Origin of the sequence: uncultured Cytophaga sp., assembly GCF_937863595.1 — a bacterium.
GTDB lineage: Bacteria > Bacteroidota > Bacteroidia > Cytophagales > Cytophagaceae > Cytophaga.
Window position 1 is genome coordinate 1 of record NZ_CALMGQ010000180.1, and the last position, 21,757, is coordinate 21,757.

General features: G+C 33.3%; 20 protein-coding genes and 1 pseudogene. 15 read left to right on the forward strand and 6 right to left on the reverse strand.

All coding sequences use genetic code 11. The features are described 5' to 3' along the window. From Q0543_RS15535 to Q0543_RS15595, 13 genes are all read left to right on the forward strand, one after another. Window positions 1–541: phosphodiester glycosidase family protein (locus Q0543_RS15535; protein WP_299255188.1), on the forward strand; the 541-nt coding region annotated here is incomplete at its 5' end. A 657-nt stretch (window positions 542–1,198) separates the two neighbouring features. Further along, window positions 1,199–1,633 (forward strand): hypothetical protein, encoded by a 435-nt coding sequence (locus Q0543_RS15540; protein ID WP_299255191.1) that lies wholly within the window; start codon window positions 1,199–1,201, stop codon window positions 1,631–1,633. Window positions 1,634–2,040: 407 nt separating this feature from the next. Beyond that, entirely contained in the window at window positions 2,041–2,691 is a 651-nt protein-coding gene (locus Q0543_RS15545; protein WP_299255194.1) for a glycosyltransferase family A protein, read from the forward strand. Beyond that, window positions 2,681–3,436 carry a hypothetical protein gene (locus tag Q0543_RS15550; protein WP_299255197.1) on the forward strand — a complete coding sequence of 252 codons (756 nt, stop codon included), beginning with the start codon at window positions 2,681–2,683 and terminating at the stop codon, window positions 3,434–3,436. Before Q0543_RS15545 ends, Q0543_RS15550 begins: the two co-directional genes overlap by 11 nt. A gap of 654 nt (window positions 3,437–4,090) precedes the next feature. Beyond that, on the forward strand, window positions 4,091–4,453 hold the full coding sequence (locus Q0543_RS15555; RefSeq protein WP_299255199.1) for a hypothetical protein: 363 nt from the start codon (window positions 4,091–4,093) through the stop codon (window positions 4,451–4,453). 271 nt (window positions 4,454–4,724) lie between these two features. After that, window positions 4,725–5,258: an exosortase K gene (gene xrtK, locus Q0543_RS15560; protein ID WP_299255202.1), complete on the forward strand. Its 534-nt coding sequence runs from the start codon at window positions 4,725–4,727 to the stop codon at window positions 5,256–5,258. Further along, window positions 5,242–8,073: an MSEP-CTERM sorting domain-containing protein gene (locus tag Q0543_RS15565; protein ID WP_299255204.1), complete on the forward strand. Its 2,832-nt coding sequence runs from the start codon at window positions 5,242–5,244 to the stop codon at window positions 8,071–8,073. The genes xrtK and Q0543_RS15565 overlap by 17 nt, the downstream gene beginning before the upstream one ends. A 3-nt stretch (window positions 8,074–8,076) precedes the next feature. Beyond that, on the forward strand, window positions 8,077–8,538 hold the full coding sequence (locus Q0543_RS15570; RefSeq protein WP_299255206.1) for a hypothetical protein: 462 nt from the start codon (window positions 8,077–8,079) through the stop codon (window positions 8,536–8,538). Window positions 8,539–8,782: 244 nt separating this feature from the next. Continuing rightward, a complete protein-coding gene (locus Q0543_RS15575; RefSeq protein WP_299255208.1) occupies window positions 8,783–9,805 on the forward strand; it encodes a hypothetical protein in 1,023 nt (340 codons plus the stop codon). Window positions 9,806–9,921: 116 nt separating this feature from the next. Continuing rightward, window positions 9,922–10,206 (forward strand): helix-hairpin-helix domain-containing protein, encoded by a 285-nt coding sequence (locus tag Q0543_RS15580; RefSeq protein WP_299255211.1) that lies wholly within the window; start codon window positions 9,922–9,924, stop codon window positions 10,204–10,206. Window positions 10,207–10,366: 160 nt separating this feature from the next. Then, window positions 10,367–11,818: an NAD(P)/FAD-dependent oxidoreductase gene (locus Q0543_RS15585; protein ID WP_299255214.1), complete on the forward strand. Its 1,452-nt coding sequence runs from the start codon at window positions 10,367–10,369 to the stop codon at window positions 11,816–11,818. A gap of 479 nt (window positions 11,819–12,297) precedes the next feature. Beyond that, window positions 12,298–13,128 (forward strand): universal stress protein, encoded by an 831-nt coding sequence (locus tag Q0543_RS15590; protein ID WP_299255217.1) that lies wholly within the window; start codon window positions 12,298–12,300, stop codon window positions 13,126–13,128. A gap of 385 nt (window positions 13,129–13,513) precedes the next feature. Continuing rightward, window positions 13,514–14,374, forward strand: coding sequence for a DUF1566 domain-containing protein (locus tag Q0543_RS15595; RefSeq protein ID WP_299255220.1), 861 nt, complete (start codon window positions 13,514–13,516; stop codon window positions 14,372–14,374). 506 nt (window positions 14,375–14,880) lie between these two features. Here the strand turns inward: Q0543_RS15595 and Q0543_RS15600 are convergent. The 3 genes from Q0543_RS15600 to Q0543_RS15610 form a co-directional block, all read right to left on the reverse strand. Continuing rightward, window positions 14,881–15,225 carry a plastocyanin/azurin family copper-binding protein gene (locus tag Q0543_RS15600; RefSeq protein WP_299255223.1) on the reverse strand — a complete coding sequence of 115 codons (345 nt, stop codon included), beginning with the start codon at window positions 15,223–15,225 and terminating at the stop codon, window positions 14,881–14,883. Between the two features lie 2 nt (window positions 15,226–15,227). Continuing rightward, a complete protein-coding gene (locus tag Q0543_RS15605; protein ID WP_299255226.1) occupies window positions 15,228–15,767 on the reverse strand; it encodes a DUF4142 domain-containing protein in 540 nt (179 codons plus the stop codon). Window positions 15,768–16,457: 690 nt separating this feature from the next. Next, window positions 16,458–18,188 carry a hypothetical protein gene (locus Q0543_RS15610; RefSeq protein ID WP_299255228.1) on the reverse strand — a complete coding sequence of 577 codons (1,731 nt, stop codon included), beginning with the start codon at window positions 18,186–18,188 and terminating at the stop codon, window positions 16,458–16,460. A gap of 197 nt (window positions 18,189–18,385) precedes the next feature. Here Q0543_RS15610 and Q0543_RS17065 point away from each other — a divergent pair. Continuing rightward, window positions 18,386–19,147 (forward strand): annotated as a pseudogene (locus Q0543_RS17065) (sulfite exporter TauE/SafE family protein). Here Q0543_RS17065 and Q0543_RS15620 read toward each other — a convergent pair. The 3 genes from Q0543_RS15620 to Q0543_RS15630 all read right to left on the reverse strand — a co-directional run bounded on the left by Q0543_RS15620 (window position 19,128) and on the right by Q0543_RS15630 (window position 21,010). Continuing rightward, entirely contained in the window at window positions 19,128–19,400 is a 273-nt protein-coding gene (locus Q0543_RS15620; RefSeq protein WP_299255234.1) for a hypothetical protein, read from the reverse strand. The pseudogene Q0543_RS17065 and the gene Q0543_RS15620 overlap by 20 nt on opposite strands. Before the next feature lie 107 nt (window positions 19,401–19,507). Next, the gene (locus Q0543_RS15625; protein ID WP_299255237.1) at window positions 19,508–20,239 is read right to left on the reverse strand and encodes a nucleotidyl transferase AbiEii/AbiGii toxin family protein; all 732 of its coding nucleotides are present in this window, start codon (window positions 20,237–20,239) and stop codon (window positions 19,508–19,510) included. After that, window positions 20,240–21,010 carry a DUF6577 family protein gene (locus Q0543_RS15630; RefSeq protein WP_299255240.1) on the reverse strand — a complete coding sequence of 257 codons (771 nt, stop codon included), beginning with the start codon at window positions 21,008–21,010 and terminating at the stop codon, window positions 20,240–20,242. A 210-nt stretch (window positions 21,011–21,220) separates the two neighbouring features. On the opposite strand from Q0543_RS15630, the gene Q0543_RS15635 reads away from it, so the two are divergent. After that, window positions 21,221–21,730: a hypothetical protein gene (locus tag Q0543_RS15635; protein ID WP_299255243.1), complete on the forward strand. Its 510-nt coding sequence runs from the start codon at window positions 21,221–21,223 to the stop codon at window positions 21,728–21,730. Window positions 21,731–21,757 lie beyond the last annotated feature (27 nt).

Consider the following 21,757-nt stretch of genomic DNA (forward strand, 5'->3'; position numbering starts at 1 on the left):
GTTTAAACTAGAAGGAAATTTTCAAACATGCACGGGTTACATGAAAAGAGGTAATTATATAAACAACCCGAATCTCAACCCAAGTTACAAAAATGTGTTTGCTTTTAATTCTCAAGATACAAGTAAAAAATCTGCTACACTCGTTGATATTACCTGCCAAGATTGGCCAACAGCAAAAAACAAGTATACATCCTTTAGTCAAGGCATTCGCATGGTAAACTGTGAAGGTAAAGCTACGTGGCAAGCATCTGAAAAGAAATGGAGCATGGTACTGCTTGGTGAAGATATTTCGGGAAATATATTGTTTATTTTTTGTCGTTCGCCTTATAAGGTATTAGACTTCACAAACATGTTAATACAATCGGAATTAAAAATCAAACACTTGATGTATTTAGAAGGTGGCCCTGAAGCTTCGTTCTACTTAAACCATACTACTATTAACGTTCAAAAAATGGGAAGCTATGAAACTGGATTTAATGAAAATGATACCAACGGTGCATATTGGGAGCTTCCAAATGTAATTGGAATAAGAAGGAAGTAATAATTACAAAATAAGATAGTTACACAAAGCGTTATCATAATGAATCATGACTCAATGTATTTTAGTGAATGATTATAAATCGCTTTGTTCTTATTTCCCCAAACGATAATTTATTTTCTGGAGCAATGTCATGGTGGAACAACACCCATTGGCATCCCTTTGTTTGCGCTCTGCAATAAAGTAAACCCGGATTATTGATATATATATTTAAGCATTCTCCACAAAAATAAGCGTGTAGTTTATTTCTTTTACTATACAACATTGAATTACAATCCATGGTTTATTACTTATTTTTTCACTATGATTATCTACTTAGATAATAACCAACACGTTCAAAAAAAATGCAAACATTTTAATAAAATTTAAAAGACTGGTTTACATAACACAGAATTTAATTTATGGCTACTCAATGGTAGCGCATGCTATAAAAGCTACAACTCCAAAACTTGAAAACAGGTTGTTCTAAAAAAATATACGTCAAACAATACGTACAATTAATTGAACTCTTCCTTGTTGATATTGATTCTGCACTTATCTCAAAGAAATTGTATAATTTTGCAACTTGAGTCCAGAAACAAATAAAAAACGGGGCGTATTCTGAAAAGCCTTATGAGTAAGAAAAATTATTTTAATAATAAAAAAATGAAAGTTTTTAAAATGTTAACAGTTGTAGCTTTAGTAGCTGCTTTTTCTAGTTGTTCAACGTATAACCACTCCATGAGAGAACCCAACACTAGAGTTAACTTAACGAAGTCTGACTTTACATTATCTGAGCAAGTTTCAGCTGAAGCAACTTCTAACAAAATTGTAGGAATTGATTGGTCTAGATTGTTTATTAAAAAGACTGGTGAAGTTCAAGGTGGTGGATCTGTTAATATTAGTTTTGCATCTATCCCAGTAATTGGTAGCCTTACTACTGACAAGACAGCAAATTATGCACTTTACGACTTAATGACTGCTAACCCTGGTTATGATGTTGTTTTCTACCCTCAGTATGAAACAACAGTTGTTAAACCAATTTTAGGAATTGGAATGATCTACAAGACTACAACTGTTAAAACTACAGCAAGACTTGGTAAAATGACAAAATAAAACTTGTACAAATATGTACATGTGCTAATGGCGGGTTTAGTGGTTAATAAAGCTTTTCCCTACGAATGAAATTGGTAGTAAATTAGAATAACACTACTAAATCCGTCACTTTGCAAATTTTATTACTGCATGCAATACTATGTATTGAAAACCTTTTTATATTTTTTATTGGTACCCTTTTATATATAAGCTGTTCTTATTCCGAACCAAACTAGGCAGTTCTTTTTTATAGTCTATAGCGCTGAATAATGCCATAAACTACTTCTCAGTGCATTGAATGGCACTTAGCAAACCTTAGGGCATTCAACGTTTACAACAAAAACCACCGATAAGGTGTTATAACAAAAATAATTTACGACATCTTTCAGCAGAAGTTAGTAAATTACGAAGTATAATCACTGTTACGCATGTTTTACAAAAATAGAATTGCAGTTATAATGGCTGTTTACAATACGACCTTTCTACTAACAAAAAGAGCCATAGATTCAGTATTAAATCAAGATTTTCAAGACTTTGAGCTTATCATCATTGATGATGGTAGTAATAACGATACGCAAAATCAAATCTTACTCTATGCTATTCAGCATGAAGATAAGATAACGTATGTGCGTCATAAAAACAGAAGCCAATCCGAATCTATAAACAGAGGAATGCTGATGAGCAACAGCGAATTCGTTACTGTTATTGATGCAGACGATGAATACAAACCAAATCACCTCAGCACCTGTTTGTCAGAAATTAAATCGCTGGATTTGATTGCCTCAACAACTGAAACAATTGTAAATCAAGAATCGGATTATTATGTTCCCGATCGTTTTGATAACAATCAAGTAATTCACGTAGATAATTGTATTCTGTTTGCTACCTTATTTGGAAAAAAAGAAGTATTTACGATGTTTAAATTTGATAATATATATGGCGCAGATGCCCATTTTTACGAACGTGCAGAACAAAAATTTGCTGTCAAGAAACTCGATTTGAGAACCTATGTATATTACAGAAACAATTTACACAGTTTAACGGCTAGTATTAAAAGGAACGCTCAAATTGAAAATTGATTTTAAAATAGGCAGCAATCTTATTGTTTCATCCCTTATAACAGGCATTCATGATGTGAATAGAAATGAAACGTTAGCAAATGACGATTTTTCACTGGTATCTGATTGGGCAAAATCCATTACAGCATTGGGTTTGCAAGGTATTATTTTCCATACAAATTTTTCAGAATACACATGTAAATTACACCAAAGCGATCACATTCATTTTATAAAAATAAATTACAATCCGATATACAACCCAAATGTGTTTCGATATTTTGTATATGATGAATTTTTTAAATTACATGCACCTCACATGGAACATATTTTTTTTACTGATGTGTCTGATGTCCTTGTATTGAAGAATCCGTTTATACAAGAACTGTATAAACGCAATCCCAATACTTTTTTTTGTGGTGACGAACCTGAGATATTGAAAAATGAATGGATGCAAAATCATTCGCAACACTTACGAAGTAAAATACCGGATTATACAACGTATGAAACGGATTTCAAAAATGCAGCCTTGTTGAATTGCGGAATCATGGGTGGCAGCATTTCCGTTATGCAGCCATTCATGGAAGAATTGTGCAAGATTCATCGTACATATAATTCAGATAATACAACAGCTTATACAGGAGACATGGGCGCGTTTAATTATTTGGTTCGAACACGTTACAATACGAAGGTAATGCACGGCAGTCCAGTAAATACCGAATTTAAAGCGTATGAGGTTAACGATGCGTGTTGGTTCAAACATAAATAGCTCGTAATTTTATATCTATTCATCAATCCAGAGTTTTTAATTAAGTGCATTCACTTCTGTTTATAAAAAAATCTAACATACCAATGAATATCGTGCGTAGGAGTTATAGGATAATCCATACACGTCTCTAAACTAGGCCCCCGAAGACATTATACATTAAAATAGTGTTTACATGCACGCACTATTTTAATAGTTAAAATGCCCCATCTCCTATTTTAAGAATGATTTGCGTTTTATTCATTATTCAAGAACAAAAATAAAATACTGCTTTGTACTTTTTAAAAAAATAGTGTTTACCAAGGGGTAATTTTATTCCTTTTTTTATATAATATTGAATTAGGTGCATCGTATTTCGAACAAATTGTTTATTTTTATCTCAATAGTTTTTAGAAATGTAGGATTCACCCTACCAAGTGATTTTAAGAACATTTGGCACAGTCATTAAAAGAACTGCGATAAAGATTGGTATAGATAGGCAAATACCCCATAAGCCTTACAATTACGTTAAAATGGGATATATTTAATCGTTCTATAAAGAATTAGTAAGTAAATTAAAATCAAGGAGTACAAGAATCATTAAGTTTCGATAACATGATGAACGTTTTTTAATTGCATCCATTATTAATTATCAATACACCTTAAAATAAAACGAGTATGTCAAATATTAAAAGCAGCATTGAAGAGTGGTCTGTTAAAGACCTTGAAGATGGTTCCTCTCTGGATATTAGTGTAGTGGGATGCACTGAATTGGGCAATCAATCGCTACCAGGAATTCAAGTGTGGTACATGGGTAATATCGTTAATTTTGAGCCCTTAGCTGTAGAGCGATGGAATTATCAGGCAACTAAAGCCAATACTACAGAATACCTATTAGTGGATCATTCTTGGATGGTACATGAAGATCAATATGTGAAAGTATCGCTATTAGTAGGTTCTCCACTAAAGGCAAAGGTTGAGGTAAAGACGCGCAGCTCGAAGCCAGTTATCAAGGAATATGTGCTTCCATTTGAAGTATAAAACATAAGATCGGTTTTAATGGTATAGATACATTTGGTTTGTAAGGCACAGAATTGTTTACCGTTCAATCCGCTCAATCTATTCAATCCGTTTAGCAGGTTTCCAAAACGAATATTAGTCAGCTCATTTAAATTAAGATACAGCATCTTGATTAAAAACAAGATGCTGTATCTTATAAAAATAATTTTCATGTAGGAAGGATTCATCGAAGGATGTATCTGCCTACTATCCTACGTTCCATACTAAAATCATACCTGCTAAAAAAATAATCGTGCAAGCAAATAAAAACACACCTTATTATTTAATAGCAATTGGTCTTGTCATTTTAATGAAATTCGGTTATACACGTGCCAACACGAATGACCTGATTTTTTTACTTAAACCTACTGATAAAATTGTTGGACTAGTAACTGCATCTCCATCTGTTTACAGTCCTGAAAAGGGATATTACCACGAAAACCTACATATTGTGATTGACAAATCCTGTTCGGGTTTTAACTTTTGGATAGTATCTTTTGTCGTTTTTACCTATTTAACCTTCAGGCATTTTGATAAAACGGTCTATAAAATTTTTATTATTCCAAGCATTTTATGTTATACATTTCTGTTTACAATTTTAGTAAATACGGCTCGAATACTTGCCTCCATAAGTGTTCAAACCCAAACTAAAAATATGTTCCTGAACCAACAACATTTAATCCATGAAGCCGTTGGGATAATTACGAATCTGTCATTTCTTATTTTAGCTTATTACCTAACAGAAAAACTTTTAACACACATACAACACAATGAGAAACTTACTTAACCCAAAATGGGTTTTTCTAATCAACACAGTACCCATAGTGTTGCTTTTTATTCTTTGCATTGGACAATACAACATTATAAAATCATTATTGGACGAAAACAATATCCAACTATGGACGTACTTTGGATTGGCATTAGCCCTTTTAGGATTACTCAATTTTTCGCATGCTGTTTATCTTATTATTAAAAAGAAAGATATATCTATCCTCTACTGCTTACTATCATTATGTTCCTACATTACCTTCATCTATGTATATGTATTCCATCTAGATAAAATCATGCCATCCAACGTACCACAATGGATGGTTTCTGAAAATATTTATATATATGTGGGCACATTCTTAATGCCAACACTTGCGTATTGCTTATTAATTTTAGTAAGTCATTTTACAACTGAAACAAAAGAATACAAGGTTTGGACAAATTTTTTGATTGCAATTTGTATTCCTGTTTCGGGTTATTTATTTTCTCAAATCATCCTTCCTTTATGGCAACCCATTGATGTTGATTTTAATATCCACGCATCACTTATACTCATTATTGTTGCTACCATCGTATTTCTCTTTTTCTTAATTCGAGGTATTTTCATCTTGAGCATTAAAAAATCTGCAATTTTTCAAGAGTATCAATTGGCTTGGAAAATCCCGATTGCAATTATCCTTCCTTTATTGGGCTTATCTGTAAATAATGGTAATCTATACAGGAGTATAAGTCTCTACAATTCGGGTATTTTCGGAGATTTCAATAATCCTTGGTTTTATATTCTTGCTGTGATTAATGGTATTCTTATATGTTTACCCAACCTCAATCACAAACAGTATAGATTATTTTTATTTATTGGTCGTAGCATAACATTCGCTTACACCTTCTATTTCTTTTTGGTATTCCTACCCTTTTTGCCCCTATCTGTGGTTGCTATTATTGCAATCGGAATTGGTTTTTTATTGCTTACACCTATACTTCTATTCGTTGTACATGCAAACGAACTCTCAAGAGATTATGCTTTTTTGAAATCATTCTTTTCAAAAAACAGCATCATAGCAATTTCTATTTTAGGTTTTTTAGTAATCCCGATCGCTATTACTGCAACTTATTTAAAAGATAAAATTGTATTAAATGAAACGCTTGCATATTTATATAGTCCGGACTATTCAAAGCAATACAGCATTGATAAACATTCTCTTCAAAAAACACTAAACGTTGTTAAGAGCCACAAAGATGATCACAACGATTTTATATTAGGCAGTAAAATTCCATATCTATCCTCCTATTTTAATTGGCTGGTATTAGACAACCTAACCTTGTCGGATACAAAAATAAATACCATCGAAAAAATATTTTTTGGAACTACTTCCATAAAAATACGACCAGAAAATATTCAGTCCGAAAATGTAAAAATCACCCACATCAAATCAAAAAGCGTATACGATACTTCTCTACACACATGGAAAAGTTGGATTGATTTGGAAATTACCAATAAAAATGAAACGGCTTGGCGTTCCGAGTTTTCTACCATACTTAAGCTGCCAGAAGGTTGCTGGATCAGCGATTACTATTTGTATGTAGAAGGTAAAAAAGAGTTCGGAATGTTAGCTGAGAAAAAATCGGCCATGTGGGTATTTTCAAATATTAAAAATGAAAATCGTGACCCAGGAATTTTGTATTACCTGACTGGAAATAAAGTAGTTTTTAGAGTTTTCCCATTTGCAATGGATGAAGTACGAAAAACGGGGATAGAATTCATCCACAAAGAACCTGTTACACTAACAATTGACGACCATGCTGTTGAATTAGGCAATGTAGAAGAAACCATAAGCGAAAATGTTGAAACAGAAAATGTTGTTTACATAGCGACACAACAAAAAAGGTCTCTAAAACCCGTTCAACGCAAACCATACTTTCATTTCTTAATTGATATCTCAGAAGATAAAATACTACAATCAGCAGATTTTACAAAACGTATAGAAACCATTTTAAAGAACAATCAAGCTCTTGCCGCAAATGCACAAATCAGTTTTGTAAATAGCTATGTAACTACGATTCCGTTAAAAAATAATTGGCAAGAGAATTATAAATCACAACATTTTGAAGGTGGATTTTATTTAGAACGAGCCATAAAAAAAACATTATATGATGCGTATAAAAAGCCAACGTATCCCGTAATTGTAGTCGTTACGGATAGTATTGAAAATGCTATTTTGGATAAAGATTTTTCAGATTTCAACTCTACGTTTCCTGAAAGTTCTCTATTTTACAATCTGAACGAAGATGGAAGTTTAGCAGCGCACTCACTCATTGATAATCCGATTGAGCCAATTCCGAACACCCCTATTTCTTCGTTTGATCAAACTGTATTGCAGTACAAACTTCAAGATAACACAAGCGTTTATTTGACAAACAACAATGAACCAAGTATTATTTTAAAGAAAGATATTTTTGAAACAAACGAAACAGAAATCAAAGAAAAGAATTGGCAGTCGGCTTTGACAATGCAGGGTAATTGGATCTCCCAGACTTTCCACCCGGAAATCTCTGATAAAGAATGGCTGCATTTGGTAAGATACAGTTTCCTATCAAAAGTAATGACACCTGTCACTTCTTACTTAGTAGTTGAGAACGAAGCACAAAAAGCCATTTTAAAAAAGAAACAAGATCAGGTGTTATCAGGTAATAAATCATTGGACCTTGATGACGATTCGCAACGTATGAGCGAACCAAGTTTATGGATTATGATTCTATTGATTGGAATTGCCTTGTGGTATCGACAATCACGAAAACGACATTATAATACCAGCACTATCCATAAAATCAACTAAGCAATGATTTTCACTATTGATCGGAACGAAATTAAAGTAGAATCTACCCAGAAAGGACTACGCTTAACAACAAATTCGGATTCGAATCTGCTATTAGCACATGTTTCAGATGAAGAGATTAAAACCATTGTAACAAAGAATTACAATTTTGTTAAAAATTACTTTATACAAAGAACAGGCGATAAGATTTCCAACCAAGATTTAGAACGTATTGCACTTAAAATCGTGTTGCATTACTTCTACCTGTATCAAAATTGGCGTGGGATATACGAAAATGAGAAAGACCGTGATTTAAGCTTTATTCATTCCGATTTTGAACACCCACAAACTGCAGACCTGATCGTGTGGTATTTTAAAACACGCCATCCAAATAACTATGCTGAAAAATGTTGCCTAATGCTAAACATGAGCTGTGCCGGATTTAAAGAGTATGAAGCATCTAGGCAAGCATTTTTTAACAGATAGAAAAACAGCACACAACACACATGCTATAACGAGCTAAAGGAACTCATTTACTAGCACACGATGATAATTTTGAGGTCTGTGTACCTATTTACGAACGAAATGGTTAATTTTACTTATTGACTATCAAGAACGCTCTCTTAAGCGTTGGGATAGTCTACTAATTCCATGTTAAGTAACATATTTTACTCTGAATAGGTGTAAAAAATACACATAACAAAATACGCAATTGAACAACCACAAAAATATGAAACGTTTTTTAACATATCTCCTACTTATAAGTTCAATTCAATTATTCGGTCAAGTTGATACGATATTTTACACCACAGAATTAAATATTGATGTTACGTCTATCGATTTTAAAAATTCTAAGAAAGAATTATTAGATTTTATGAAACGTAATGACTTATCCATACAAAATCAAAATGAAAGTACCACTTCAATTTATCTTAAGATTAATTTAAGTAAAGATCTATATGAGCAATTAGATGAGAAAGCTTCCTCCTTAGGATTCGTTCTATCTAGGAAAGTAACCACGGTTAATAATAGTTTAAAAGTAAGCGATATCAATCTTGAGATAAGTTATCTAAAATCTAAAAAAGATTCCTATGCTGAATTGATGAAGCAATTGGATGTTAAATCGGATATGTATATTTCACTTTGGAATGAAAATAAAGTAACGGAAGAAAAAATATTTAGAAAAGAAAAAGAGTTGTTGCCTTTCATACAAAAAACTCAAAATTACAGCGTAACAATTACCCTATCGGAAGAGCAAACAAGTCCTGATAATTCAAAAATATCTTTTGTTAATATGCCTGGGTTTGAATATTCCTTTTTAACAATTGATTCGCCTAAACCAGGTATATCTTCGAATAGTTACCAAGGATACTTTCTAAAATATTTATTTACCAAAGGCAAAAGCTTTGCAACAATAGGTGTCTATAAAAGCACGCAGAGCCAAAGTACAAATGATAGTACATTCTCTGAATTATTTGTATTAGGTTTTGGACAAGACTTTTATTCTAGACATCTTGGAAGAGGAAGTAGAAAGTTTTTCAATCTATATTCAGGATACAATGCGGGATACATGTTAGCGACGGGAGTTAAAACAAAAGCAGATATATTTTACGTTTCGCCAACCATTGGTTTAGAAATATTTAAAAATAAGTTCATCTTAATTGATACAAAATTCACCTATTTAATACCCTTCACAGATAATAAAAATTTAAGAGGATATACCTTAAATACATCGGTAAACTTTGTATTTTAATATCATTAAATTATACAGAATGCGATAAAAATCACTTCTGTATAGAATCGAGTTGATTTAACTCTTAGCAAACGTGGCCATTTATAAATTTATATTTGCAGGGATATTTAATAATAATGTATAATAAAGAACAATCAATTACGGATTTAAAACAAATTCCTGGTGTTGGGATTTCATTGGCGACCGACCTTTGGAATATTGGAATCACTTCAATCGCAGATTTGAAAGGGAAAGATGCTTATACCCTTTTTGATTTATCCAATGCATTTGCGGGTACAATTCAAGACAGATGTGTTTTGTATGTCTTTAAATGTGCAATCTATTATGCAGACACGCCAAAAGATGAACACGAAAAGGAAAAACTTAAGTGGTGGAATTGGAAAGATAAAAACAAAAAATAAAAATTAGTCCTTTTTTGAATTACAAAAATCGAAGCAGTATAAATATATAGTTCATTAATATTATACTGATTTAAACGTAGCGCACATACAAAAATAAATAGTACGATTGTTGCGATGATTGATTTAATTAAGGAAATCCAAAATAAATAATTTGAATCCATTGAAAAAGAATATATCGAGTTGGACAATTTGCGAAGAGTGTCAAGGACGTGGAAAAAAAAGCCAGAGACTCCGCAAGAAAGTGCGCCTAAGCTACAAGATAGAACTCGATGAATTCGAAAAAACAAAAACCGAGGGGGTACTTCCAACCCGCCCTAATGGACATCTTATTACCTGTGAAAATTGTTCGGGATCTGGTCTAATTCCTTCTACCACTCCACCAAAGCCAGATACAGAAAACTACCCACACGTTGCAATTATTGGAGGAGGCATTGGTGGCGTTGCATTGGCTGTAGCATGTTTACACCGCGGCATTCCATTTACGCTGTATGAACGCGATGGAAGCTTCAATGAGCGCTCGCAGGGCTACGGACTCACCTTGCAACAAGCAAGTAAAGCAATCGAAGGTTTGGGTATTTTCTCTTTAGCAGAAGGGATCATATCAACAAGACATGTGGTGTACACCACAGAAGGCAAAATGATTGGGGATTGGGGATTCAGAAAACGATTGCCAGAAGATGTCAAAAGATCTCCGAAGCGCACCAATGTGCACATCGCACGACAATCATTGCGCTTAGCGTTGTTAGAACAACTCGGAGGAGTTGATACAGTACAATGGGGACACCAACTCATCAATTATACGGAATCGGTTGATGAAGGAATTGAACTACACTTTCAAGTAAATGGCACAATGAAAAGTGCCAAGGCAGATCTTGTAGTTGGAGCCGATGGTATCCGTAGTGTAGTGCGTAGCTTATTGATTCATGAAAATGTTACACCCTTGCGTTACCTTGAATGCATCGTAATATTGGGTATTTGTCCCTTGTCAGCTCTTGAAGGTATAGACAGTCCTTTACTAGATTCCGCTACTGTATTTCAAACTGCTAATGGCAACGAGCGCATTTACATGATGCCCTATGCATCAGACTCGATTATGTGGCAACTAAGTTTCCCAATGTCAGAAGAGGATGCAAAAGCATTAAGCAGTAAAGGAACGCATGCATTAAAAGAAGAAGCTTGTCGCAGAACGCAGTGGCACGCTCCTATTCCACAGATTGTTGCTGCAACCTTAGAAGCACAGGTTACAGGGTATCCCGTGTACGACAGAGAATTATTAGACGCCGATTTATTCGTGCATGCAGGTGCCGTAACCTTGATTGGCGATGCAGCACATCCCATGAGCCCATTCAAAGGACAAGGTGCAAATCAAGCACTCCTAGATGCCTTGGCGCTGGCTCGTGAAATAGCTAAAGCAGCAGAACCTTACTCTCAATGGAAAACAGTAGGACTGAGACAAAGTGTATTAACGCCTTTTGAATCCGAAATGTTAAAACGTAGCGCTTCTAAAGTAAAAGATTCAGCCGATGCGGCGCAGTTCCTACATTCAGACACGGTATTACTTGAGCGTGATGGACCAAGAAGGCTGCAACAGCCACAAAAAAAAGAGGATTAATACGACATTTAAAAATGATTGTAACGAAATACAAGTTAGAGACTACCAAAATCAATATCCATCAAATTTATTTTTCGGTAATATACCAATGTGCTTAGCACTACTTTTTGATTGCAATTCGATATGTATGAATTGCAAGATTCATTTGTGTTCGCGTCTTTTATATTGTTTCATTTTTTTCTATGATCATGCACATTGCTTTTTGTATGTTTCTTAGACGTATTCTAAACGATTCAATAATAACAACTCATTCACTTGAAACAAGCGTCACGAAATTAACAAAAGTACGCCTTTATGACTTATATCATACGATTCAACGGAATGAAACATTGGCTTTAATTTCAGAATGTAGATATGTTCAACTATCTTAGTTGAATCCCATTGAATGGAGCTATTAGAAGATTATGAAACACCATTCCATACATGTGATTTCATAATCAGAAAAATAGATACAAATTACACCCTAAATTAAAATTCACATGAGACTACTTGTAACCACAGACTTTTCTGAAAATTCTAAAGGAGCTGTTCGATTTGCGCAAACGTTAGCAAAACAATCTAAAAGCGTAGAGGTAACATTCTATCATGCTATTCGAATTATGAAACCCACACAATGGAGTGATGTGTTTTTTAAAGAGTACAAAGATGCAGAGATAGCACGCCTTACTGAAGATCTCAAAAAATTTATCTATTCTACTCTTGGAAGAGGTAAGGGAAAATTCGCAAAAATGAAATTTATTATTGACCATAGCTCTTCTACTGAAAAGGACATCATAACCTTTGCTGAAAAGCACAAAATAAACTTTATCTGTATTGCAACCAAAGGTGCTGGTATGCTTAGGAAAGTAATGGGTACGCATACATCCTATATTGTTAAGAACTCTACCATTCCGTTACTGGTTATACCAAGCCATTATATACAGAAGCCTCTAGAAAAAGCTACTTATTTATCGGATTTTGAAAATCTAAAAAAAGAAGTAGTAAAAATATCAAAATTTTCAAACGAGATTTCAATGCAATTAGAAGTATTGCATTATGCATCAGCAATAATTGACACAAAAAAGTTTGAAAAAAATAAAGAATTATTCAAAACAGAACTATTTGCAAACATTGAATTAAAGATTCAAAAAAACAACTATGAACGTTCTCTCATAGAAAAAGTCACGAATCATGTTCAAAAAACAAAACCTGAATTATTAATCTTATTTACAAAAAGAGAAAAAGGTTTCTTTGAACGTTTATTCTTACCAAGCAAATCGGTAGAATTGACGTATACCACAAAAGTACCCATCTTGATTTATTCAAAATAATGATTACTTCTTACAATTTATTTTATTAAATTATTTAAAATAATGTAGCCGATTGAAAGGATTTCCCTTAAAAGATTTTGGATGGTGTCAAACTCTTTTAAGGGAAACCCTTTTTTTAATTTCTAACAGAGTATTACTTTATTTTTCAAAAAAGAATACCAAATAATTAAAACAGAACAATATTTTTGTGTATTTATAAGTACAATTCACCTACGTATATTTCACATTCCTATAAGTAAATAGTTTAAATAAGGACAATAGTATATGATATAAATCATATACTATGATTATTCTGTAACAAAGCATATAAATACAATTCAATTTATGTATTCTTATAATTGTTAAAATAACTAAAGTATAATTCCCCTAACTTTTAAAATGAATTATGAAAAAATTATTTATTCTATTTTCTATTGCGGCTACAATATTGTCGGCATGTAAAAAACAAGATGAAGAACCTAAAGTTCCAGTACATACCGCAACTACTGGAGAAGCGAACTCTATAACTTCAACATCAGCAGTTGTGGGAGCATTTATAAAAGCATCTGATGGATCCGCTTTCATTGCATCGGGTATATGTTGGAGCACGAGTCACAATCCAACATCAAGCCTTCTAACCAAAATAACCTGGGGAGGCGGAAATATGGATAATTTCGGGACCATTACGGGCCTTTCACTACAAACTACTTATTATGTGAGATCCTTTGTAACCAATGCTACAGGAACGTTTTACGGAAACGAAATACAATTCACAACGATTCTAGAAATAGGTTCACTCACAAATGGCGGTATTGTAGCTTACATTTTACAACAAGGTGATCTTGGATATGATGCTCATGTACAACATGGTTTAGTTGCTGCGCCAAGCGATCAAAGTTCTTCAATAGTATGGTCTCCTACTGCTACTTTAATAGCAACAACTTCGTCCTCTTTGGGTTCTGGACAAATCAATACTACTGCTATTATAACAAATCAAGGTGATGGAGATTATGCAGCTAAATTGTGTGACGATCTTACTCTGAATGGATATAGCGACTGGTATTTACCAAGTGCAGATGAATTAGATAAACTATTTATCTTGTATCAAAATCTTCAAACAACGATTGGATTTGATTACACTTTGAATTATTGGAGTTCAAGTCAATACGATACAAATGGTGCATGGTCTCAAAAATTCAATTCTGGAACTAAAGGTTCAAATACGAAATTAAATACGTATGCTGTTCGTGCGGTTCGATCCTTTTAATTCATAATACTCATTCCATTAATCATTTTATATACGCATACGAATAGCGGGAGGCACCATAATTTTATTTTGGTTATTCGTATGCGTATATATTTACATAAGAATTTACTTGTCGTTAAAATTATAAAACCCGAATTCTCTTAATTGCTTACTTACTTTTCAGAATCAGTTGTAAACAATATAAAAAATATTTTCCACCTTTATTGAACCCTACATTCATATTAATAAAAAAATAATCTCTTCAAAACACAACTCCCTTTTTGAATATAATCAGGTATTTAGAAAACAATGTCTCACTCTTAAATGATTCCATTCATATATAATATTTACCTAGCATATTAGACACGTTTAATTTTAATTCTTTTCTTTGAAAAGAATTATTTTTTTATCGTAAAAAGACGTTTAAATACATGCACTTTATACAATACCCAGTCAACTATTTGTTATAAACATATAAATCCTCAATACAAGAGCATTGAGGATTTATATGTTATTATTATCATGTATTATTCTACTACTGTCACTTTGCCTTTCATAACTACGTGAATGCTGCAGTAGTAAGAATCACTTTGGGTGATTGCTTTCTTCCATGAAGCCTCGTTCGCTATGGGTGACGAAGTCCAAGCTTTATCATCTTGGGTAACATCATGCGCTACGATATCTTTATTTATCCAAACCACTGTATCTCCTTTGTGCACAATAAGATCTGCAGGTTGAAAACGCATGTCCTTAATTTCAACGACATGCGTTTCTGGGTTATGGCTTTGCTGGCTGTTACTGTTACAACCAGTCAATAAAAAAACAGACAGAATAAAGAAGATGCCGTTTTTTATAGAGTTCGTTAAATTCATTCTTATTTCAATTTACTTTGAACCATTTCAGCATGATGAAGATGTGTCTCCAAAATAGTAAGTGCCTTTCCCAATAACGCTTTCAATTCTGCATTTTGCGCCTGAGGTATCAATACCGTTTTCACTGCAGCAATTACTGCCTTATGATACGCTACTTCATTATCAACATACGCCTTATCAAATGCTTTACCTGTTTTTGAATCAAGCATTTTGATTGTTTCTTTTGCGTTAGCAACATATTGTTGACTTACAGCATTATCTTTAGGTGTTACATTCAATTTTGTAACCAATGCAACTGCTAAATTAATAATAGCTTGGTGATCTGAAACCATCGTCTTAGCTAAGTCCAATACGTTGGAATCTTTCGATTTCTTTAATGCAATATTTGCGAAATCAATATCATTCTGATTTGCAACAACAGCTACCGATGCAATCTCTGGATCAGAAAGCTGAGGTGCTTCTTGTGCAAATGCTGGAGACAAGAACGTAAGCAAGAATATGAATAGTCCTGTTACTAAAGATGTTTTTTTAAAATTTTTCATGATTTCTTATATTTAATGTTTATACCTTTTTTATATCTATTAGATGCAGCAGTACAAAAAAGGTTACAAGATTTTAAAATAAATTTTCAACGAGTATCCTAAATGACATACTTCATTTTTATTCGCACTACAAATCACTCATTATTTGAGTGTTAACAAAATGCAATTTATTTGAGCAACCAGGCAGAGTAAGTAAATCGTATTGATTGCTGATGCAACTATTTAATGTATCATTAAAAGGACAGGGTTCAAATTATTCGCTATTAGATTACGAAGCATTAGCACGGGAAATTCCAATACAGTTCTAATTGAGTGAGAAGGATCAAGAAAGCTTAGAAAAAAGATTCTGAGCAAGGTGAATAATGCGTTCTTTTAGCACATAACTTATTTACAAAATCACTCGAGGTTTTTATTTATCAGATGTAGAAAAAAATGGACATGGTACTAGATAAAATGCATTCTTATTTCAATTGCAGCGGAAAATAATTTGCCATTGATATAAATAGCAAAACCATTCAAAAAAAATATCCTTAAAATTATTTTACAATTCAATAAGACTTTTGATATACACGAACACTCGTTTATATCAAAGGCCTATATCAACGAATGTTCATTGCTAATATAGGCCTTTAACAACTTCGATTGGTATGCAAGTACCATAACCTCGCATACCAACGGAATACGCCTTTATTATTCTATATTTTTTTCTTCAATAAGTTCGCCCTTCTTATAAACTTCTTCTTTGATGAGTGTACCTAACTCACTATACATTTTTTGTATGCCTTCTTTTTTGTCATCGTGAAACGTTGCGGTAGAAGAAATTGATCCGTTAGAATGGTACCACGTACACACACCTTCCTTCCTATCATCAATCATTTCACATGTTGTATAAAGCTGACCTGATTCGAAGAATACTTTTTCAAGTCCGTTTAGTTTACCATTCTTATAATTTTTTTCTTGTAAAAGTGTATCTGATGCTAGAAAATACATTTTCCACACTCCTTCTCTTAACCCATTTTTAATCTCTCCGGTTTCAAAAATACCATCCGTATCTTCATAATAAGACACGTAAATACCATTACCATTTGAAACTTTCTTAGTACTATCTATATCCCAATTATTAAGAACCTTATATAAATTATTTTCATAGACACCTTCTTCATTCAAGATTCCACTAGAAGTATAAGCCTTCCATAGACCTACTCGCAGACCGCCTACTACATCTCCTTCCAAAATCGTTGTACCATTTTCAGCAAAACTTTTATATCGACCATTTCCATCTAAAATCAATTGATTTCCATTTTCATCCCAAAGATTATTAATGGCAATTGTTTTGTCTGCATTGTACGTTACTTGATTTACTAACTGCCCAGTTTCATTGTAATAATTCCATTGACCACTCTGCACACCATTATCCATTTGGCCTTCCGTATTTAACTGGCCATTTTCAAAGTATGTTTTCCAAAGGCCAATTTGTGCGTTTCTATTATATGACCCGATTTGATTTAAATTTCCGTTATCATACCATGATTTCCATAAGGAGACCATTCTACTTCCAACAAAACTACCTGAATCACTTAAGGTTCCATTTTCGTGATATGTTAACCACACGCCATCTTCAAGTCCATTTTTATACGAGCCGCTCTTGGATAATTTTCCTGTCTCAGTATACCACAACCATGTGCTATCTGGTTGTCCATTCATAAAAAAACCTTTCGTTTGAACGTTTCCATTCTCGTACCAAAATGTCCAGGGACCAACTTCTTTGCCGTCTATTACTTCACCTTCTGATATTTTCTGACCCGAATCATTTTTATAAACTTTTATTCCGCCAGTTTCCCAGTTTAAGAAAAAGAATACAACAGATAAAATCAAAAGACATGCAATTGTTAAAGGCATTCTTAATTTGGAATATGCGGAAGGTGCACCATCAAACGCATCGTTAGTTTGCATGGATTGCACTTCTTCTTCAGAAAACTTTCTAAATGCAAATCGATATCCTTCATATATAGCGATACCATAAAATAATAGATCCATAGGTTGAAAAGTATCAACAATAATTTCTGTTGTTATGGCAAGGTCTAAATAGGAAACCACCTCAAGATAACTAAGCGATTCTTGATTGGCTATAAAACCAACTTGCGTAAATAAATTACCAACCATGCAACCCAATAAAGAAAGCACTGCACCCAAATAACCAAATTTGGCATCAACTCCTGCTCCAAAAAACCGAACAGCATACCCAACGATGAAGCCAATACCTATGGCCATAAAACCTATTTGTCGTTCTATAGCAATTGTAATTGCAGCCCATAAAATGGCGCTGATTAAAGCAGCTAAGGTACCGCCGATTAAAGCGTAGGAAAAATCTTGATGTTGCCTGATTTTATCAAGTGTTTTGTTGTCTAATTCTGTTGTCATAATAAATAGTTTAAAAAGAATGTAAAGAATATATGGAGCAAATTACAGAATAATTTCGAAATACAGTCACGTAATTTCGTTTGCGATTTCTACTATTAAAATGAACACTTACTAAATTCCTATGTTCAAAGATGAACGACATCTAATACCTATTCTCGATAATAATTTGTACTTTTATATGAACGCAATAGAATCGTATGGATGCAACAACTTTTTATATTCTATTCATCATCTTCATCGCCACCCTGGTTCGCTCTACGTTTGGGTTTGGCGAATCTTTAATTGCTGTTCCCATATTATCGTTTTTTATACCTATAGAGCAAGCCGTTCCACTTTCGGTATTGATATCTATTTTTATTGCAGCAGTAGTCGTCATACAAGACCACAAACAAATTCAGTATAAAAGCGCAACGGGTTTAATCTTATATGCTATTCTAGGTATTCCTATCGGATTATTATTACTCGTATATGGCAATGTATCCCTTGTAAAAATTATTTTGGGCATACTGATTATTTTATTTGCAAGCTATTCGCTGTTTTCAAAAAAACCGTTAACAGTAAAATTTGATGCTAAAATATGGCTTTTTATTTGTGGATTTGCATCGTGAATTTTAGGAGATACCTATGGTTTAAATGGCCCGCCACTTGTCATCTATGGAAATATACGTAAGTGGTCAGTCCAGCATTTTAGAGCTACTCTACAAGCATATTTCCTACCCATCAGTACAATTGGAATGTTTGGTTATTGGTATCAAGGATTATGGAATACAACGATTACTTATTATTTCCTCATTTCACTTCCTGTTATCATTCCTGCTATTATTATGGGTAGGTATTTCAACCATCAATTAAAAGGTGATATGTTTTTAAGGTATATCTATATCGGACTCATTTGTATTGGGACAGTTTTAATAGGCCAATTTTGTTATTTTCAAATACTTATTCTTCAGCAACAATAAATAGTTTCAGCACTTCATTCCAATAAAAAAGTGCTTCCCCTTTTTCGACGAACTTTAATTTTTTGTTCAGAAAATTATATTCCGGATGCGTAACTAGATATTCTGTAGTAGGGATGTTTTCGTTGAACTTACTAAATGTACCTTTGTAATCCCTCAAAATTACTACAGCAATATATGCAGCTCTTGCACTAGCCACTAGAGCCTTCTCAATTTTAAAATTCCCATCAAAAACAAAACTGCCAAACTGATTCAACCCTTTTATTAATTCATCATATTTAGCTTGGTCACCAACTAATTGCTTTTCTCTTCTCGCAAGTAGTATTCCAGTTTCAATCGTATCTATTAAGATTTGTTCCGTGTTTAGTTGTTTTTAGCCCTATACTTAATTTCTTCAACAGCTGTTAATCCGAATGATTGTTTTACCAACTCTATATCATCTATTAATTCAAACAAGGTTGAAATATCAAATAGCTGTTTAATAATTTCTTTTTCTTTTCCTACCTGGTAAGGCACACCAACTGTATTCGGTGCGTATGCAGTAAGCTTATCACCTGTTATAGAATTCACACAAGGCATCTTCACCAGCAAGGTCTCACCATCAATCTTAATCCATTCCGTAACAATTGGTTTGTCTATAACTACAGGATACGGATTTTCTGCAAACAATACATCCAACAATATTTCTCTTTCTGGATTCTCAATTACTTCGTTTTTATTCTTAGTTGGTGCGTTTGATTTATATATAAACTTATAGTGTGCTTTAGGTACACCTATTTTGTAGCTTCTCCTTTCGTCAAGTTCCATTCTTATAAAGGAACTTCCTTCAGCAATTTTTATTAAATAGCTTTCGAGTTTTTCTTTATCTATTGTTGGAGATACAATAATATCTATATCAACTGAAAAGCGTGCAGGTTTTTCTAACAGTAATAATAGACTGGTACCTCCTTTAAAAATAAAATCAAGTTCTGTTTGTTTTAACTGCTCCAACAGATACAAGGCATAAATCATACTTTCTATGATACTGGGATCCTTCGCATATTTAATACGCTTTGCCTCCAGCCACTGCTCCGATAAAGATACTTTATCAATCATTTATACCTTTGTTCGTATGTCCGTTTCATTTGTTAGGTATTCTTTTAGTGCATCTGCCCTACCTCTTCTTTTTGCATACGCATAAAGCTTTGATAAGTCAAGTGTATATTTATTATAAGCGTTATTAATAATGTGCGCTAATTCACTACCTTGATACGCTGAAAATATTTTTTCATCTGAATAAATATCTACAACCAATTTTTCTAACGTTGTAGTAGGCACACCATCAAGTATCTGCACGGGTGCTTTAGAAATTAATGATCTTAAAACAACAGCCTCTTCTCTTTCTTTCACATATCGCTCTAATTCTATTTCCGATGGTTGTAAAAATACGTCTGTCATTCTTATGTCCTGCAAATAATGAAACACTGGTTCTATAGCATCTTTTTCAACTTCTAACAGCGTAATGTATTTGATAGGAATATGCAACATAAACTCATTTAATAGTTTAGTGTTCCAAATACAAAGTTTAAGCCCAGGAAATTGTTGCAATAAAATTTTGTGTAGATTTTTAGTACTATCACTTACTTCCGGATAAAAATTAGGGATGTAATCCAATGTATATAATCCAGCTGCCAACGATCTAATTATGTGCTTTGCTTTGAGGTCATAAATCCGCCATCTAAAAGTAGCTTCTTTTAACTCCGGCTCATACGCACAATAAAGCGCATACAATTCCTTCCGGGTAAATGATTCCCGATTTTTAAATCGCTCTTGTAACTGTTTTATGATAAAGTCGGTCGACAATGGATTACGTTTTGGTTTATACAAATATACAATCTATTTCAAACAATGGACAGTAAAATATATTTATTGTCCATTGTTTGAATTCAAATAATAGACAATATATATAAAATTTGTCCATTGTTTGAAATAGATCCAGTATCAAATTGACCCATATCGATAAAATCATTTTTTCTAAAAAAAACATACCCACATTCTCGATTCGCGAATCACAAATTAATGTACTATATTTGTATCATGAAGAAACACAATGGAATGCGTCCTCATGATATACTTGTGCTACTTAAGATTATATCTCTAGGTGAATACTCCTATTTAAAGGATCTTAGTAACCAACTAGGCATAAGCCCCTCTGAAATTACAGAATCGGTAAATCGATCTGTATTAGCGGGATTAATTGCTCAAGATAAAAAAACAGTTATGCGCAATACCTTGTATGAATTTCTTATACATGGACTACCTTATGTCTTCCCACAAAAACCCGGAGCAATTGTACCAGGAATACCAACGGCTCACTCGGCACCACCATTAAACAAAGAATTCAAAAGTTCTGAAATGTATGTATGGCCTGACCCTAAAGGAGAAGTAAAGGGACAAGAAATTATACCTTTCCATCAAGGCCAACTTAATGCAGCAAAGGACGATTTAAAACTCTATGAATTGCTCGCATTAACAGATGCCTTGAGAGTTGGTAAAGCACGAGAAAAGCAACTAGCTGCAGAAGAATTAAGAAAAAGAATACTATGAGTTATCATGAAAATATAGTCAGACTAA

Coding starts and splice junctions, on each gene's coding strand:
- Q0543_RS15540 (WP_299255191.1), top strand. CDS start 1,199: ATGTTAACAGTTGTAGCTTTAGTAGCTGCTTTTTCTAGTTGTTCAACG.
- Q0543_RS15545 (WP_299255194.1), top strand. CDS start 2,041: ATGTTTTACAAAAATAGAATTGCAGTTATAATGGCTGTTTACAATACG.
- Q0543_RS15555 (WP_299255199.1), top strand. CDS start 4,091: ATGTCAAATATTAAAAGCAGCATTGAAGAGTGGTCTGTTAAAGACCTT.
- Q0543_RS15565 (WP_299255204.1), top strand. CDS start 5,242: ATGAGAAACTTACTTAACCCAAAATGGGTTTTTCTAATCAACACAGTA.
- Q0543_RS15570 (WP_299255206.1), top strand. CDS start 8,077: ATGATTTTCACTATTGATCGGAACGAAATTAAAGTAGAATCTACCCAG.
- Q0543_RS15575 (WP_299255208.1), top strand. CDS start 8,783: ATGAAACGTTTTTTAACATATCTCCTACTTATAAGTTCAATTCAATTA.
- Q0543_RS15580 (WP_299255211.1), top strand. CDS start 9,922: ATGTATAATAAAGAACAATCAATTACGGATTTAAAACAAATTCCTGGT.
- Q0543_RS15590 (WP_299255217.1), top strand. CDS start 12,298: ATGAGACTACTTGTAACCACAGACTTTTCTGAAAATTCTAAAGGAGCT.
- Q0543_RS15595 (WP_299255220.1), top strand. CDS start 13,514: ATGAAAAAATTATTTATTCTATTTTCTATTGCGGCTACAATATTGTCG.
- Q0543_RS15600 (WP_299255223.1), bottom strand. CDS start 15,225: ATGAATTTAACGAACTCTATAAAAAACGGCATCTTCTTTATTCTGTCT.
- Q0543_RS15605 (WP_299255226.1), bottom strand. CDS start 15,767: ATGAAAAATTTTAAAAAAACATCTTTAGTAACAGGACTATTCATATTC.
- Q0543_RS15610 (WP_299255228.1), bottom strand. CDS start 18,188: ATGACAACAGAATTAGACAACAAAACACTTGATAAAATCAGGCAACAT.
- Q0543_RS15625 (WP_299255237.1), bottom strand. CDS start 20,239: ATGATTGATAAAGTATCTTTATCGGAGCAGTGGCTGGAGGCAAAGCGT.
- Q0543_RS15635 (WP_299255243.1), top strand. CDS start 21,221: ATGAAGAAACACAATGGAATGCGTCCTCATGATATACTTGTGCTACTT.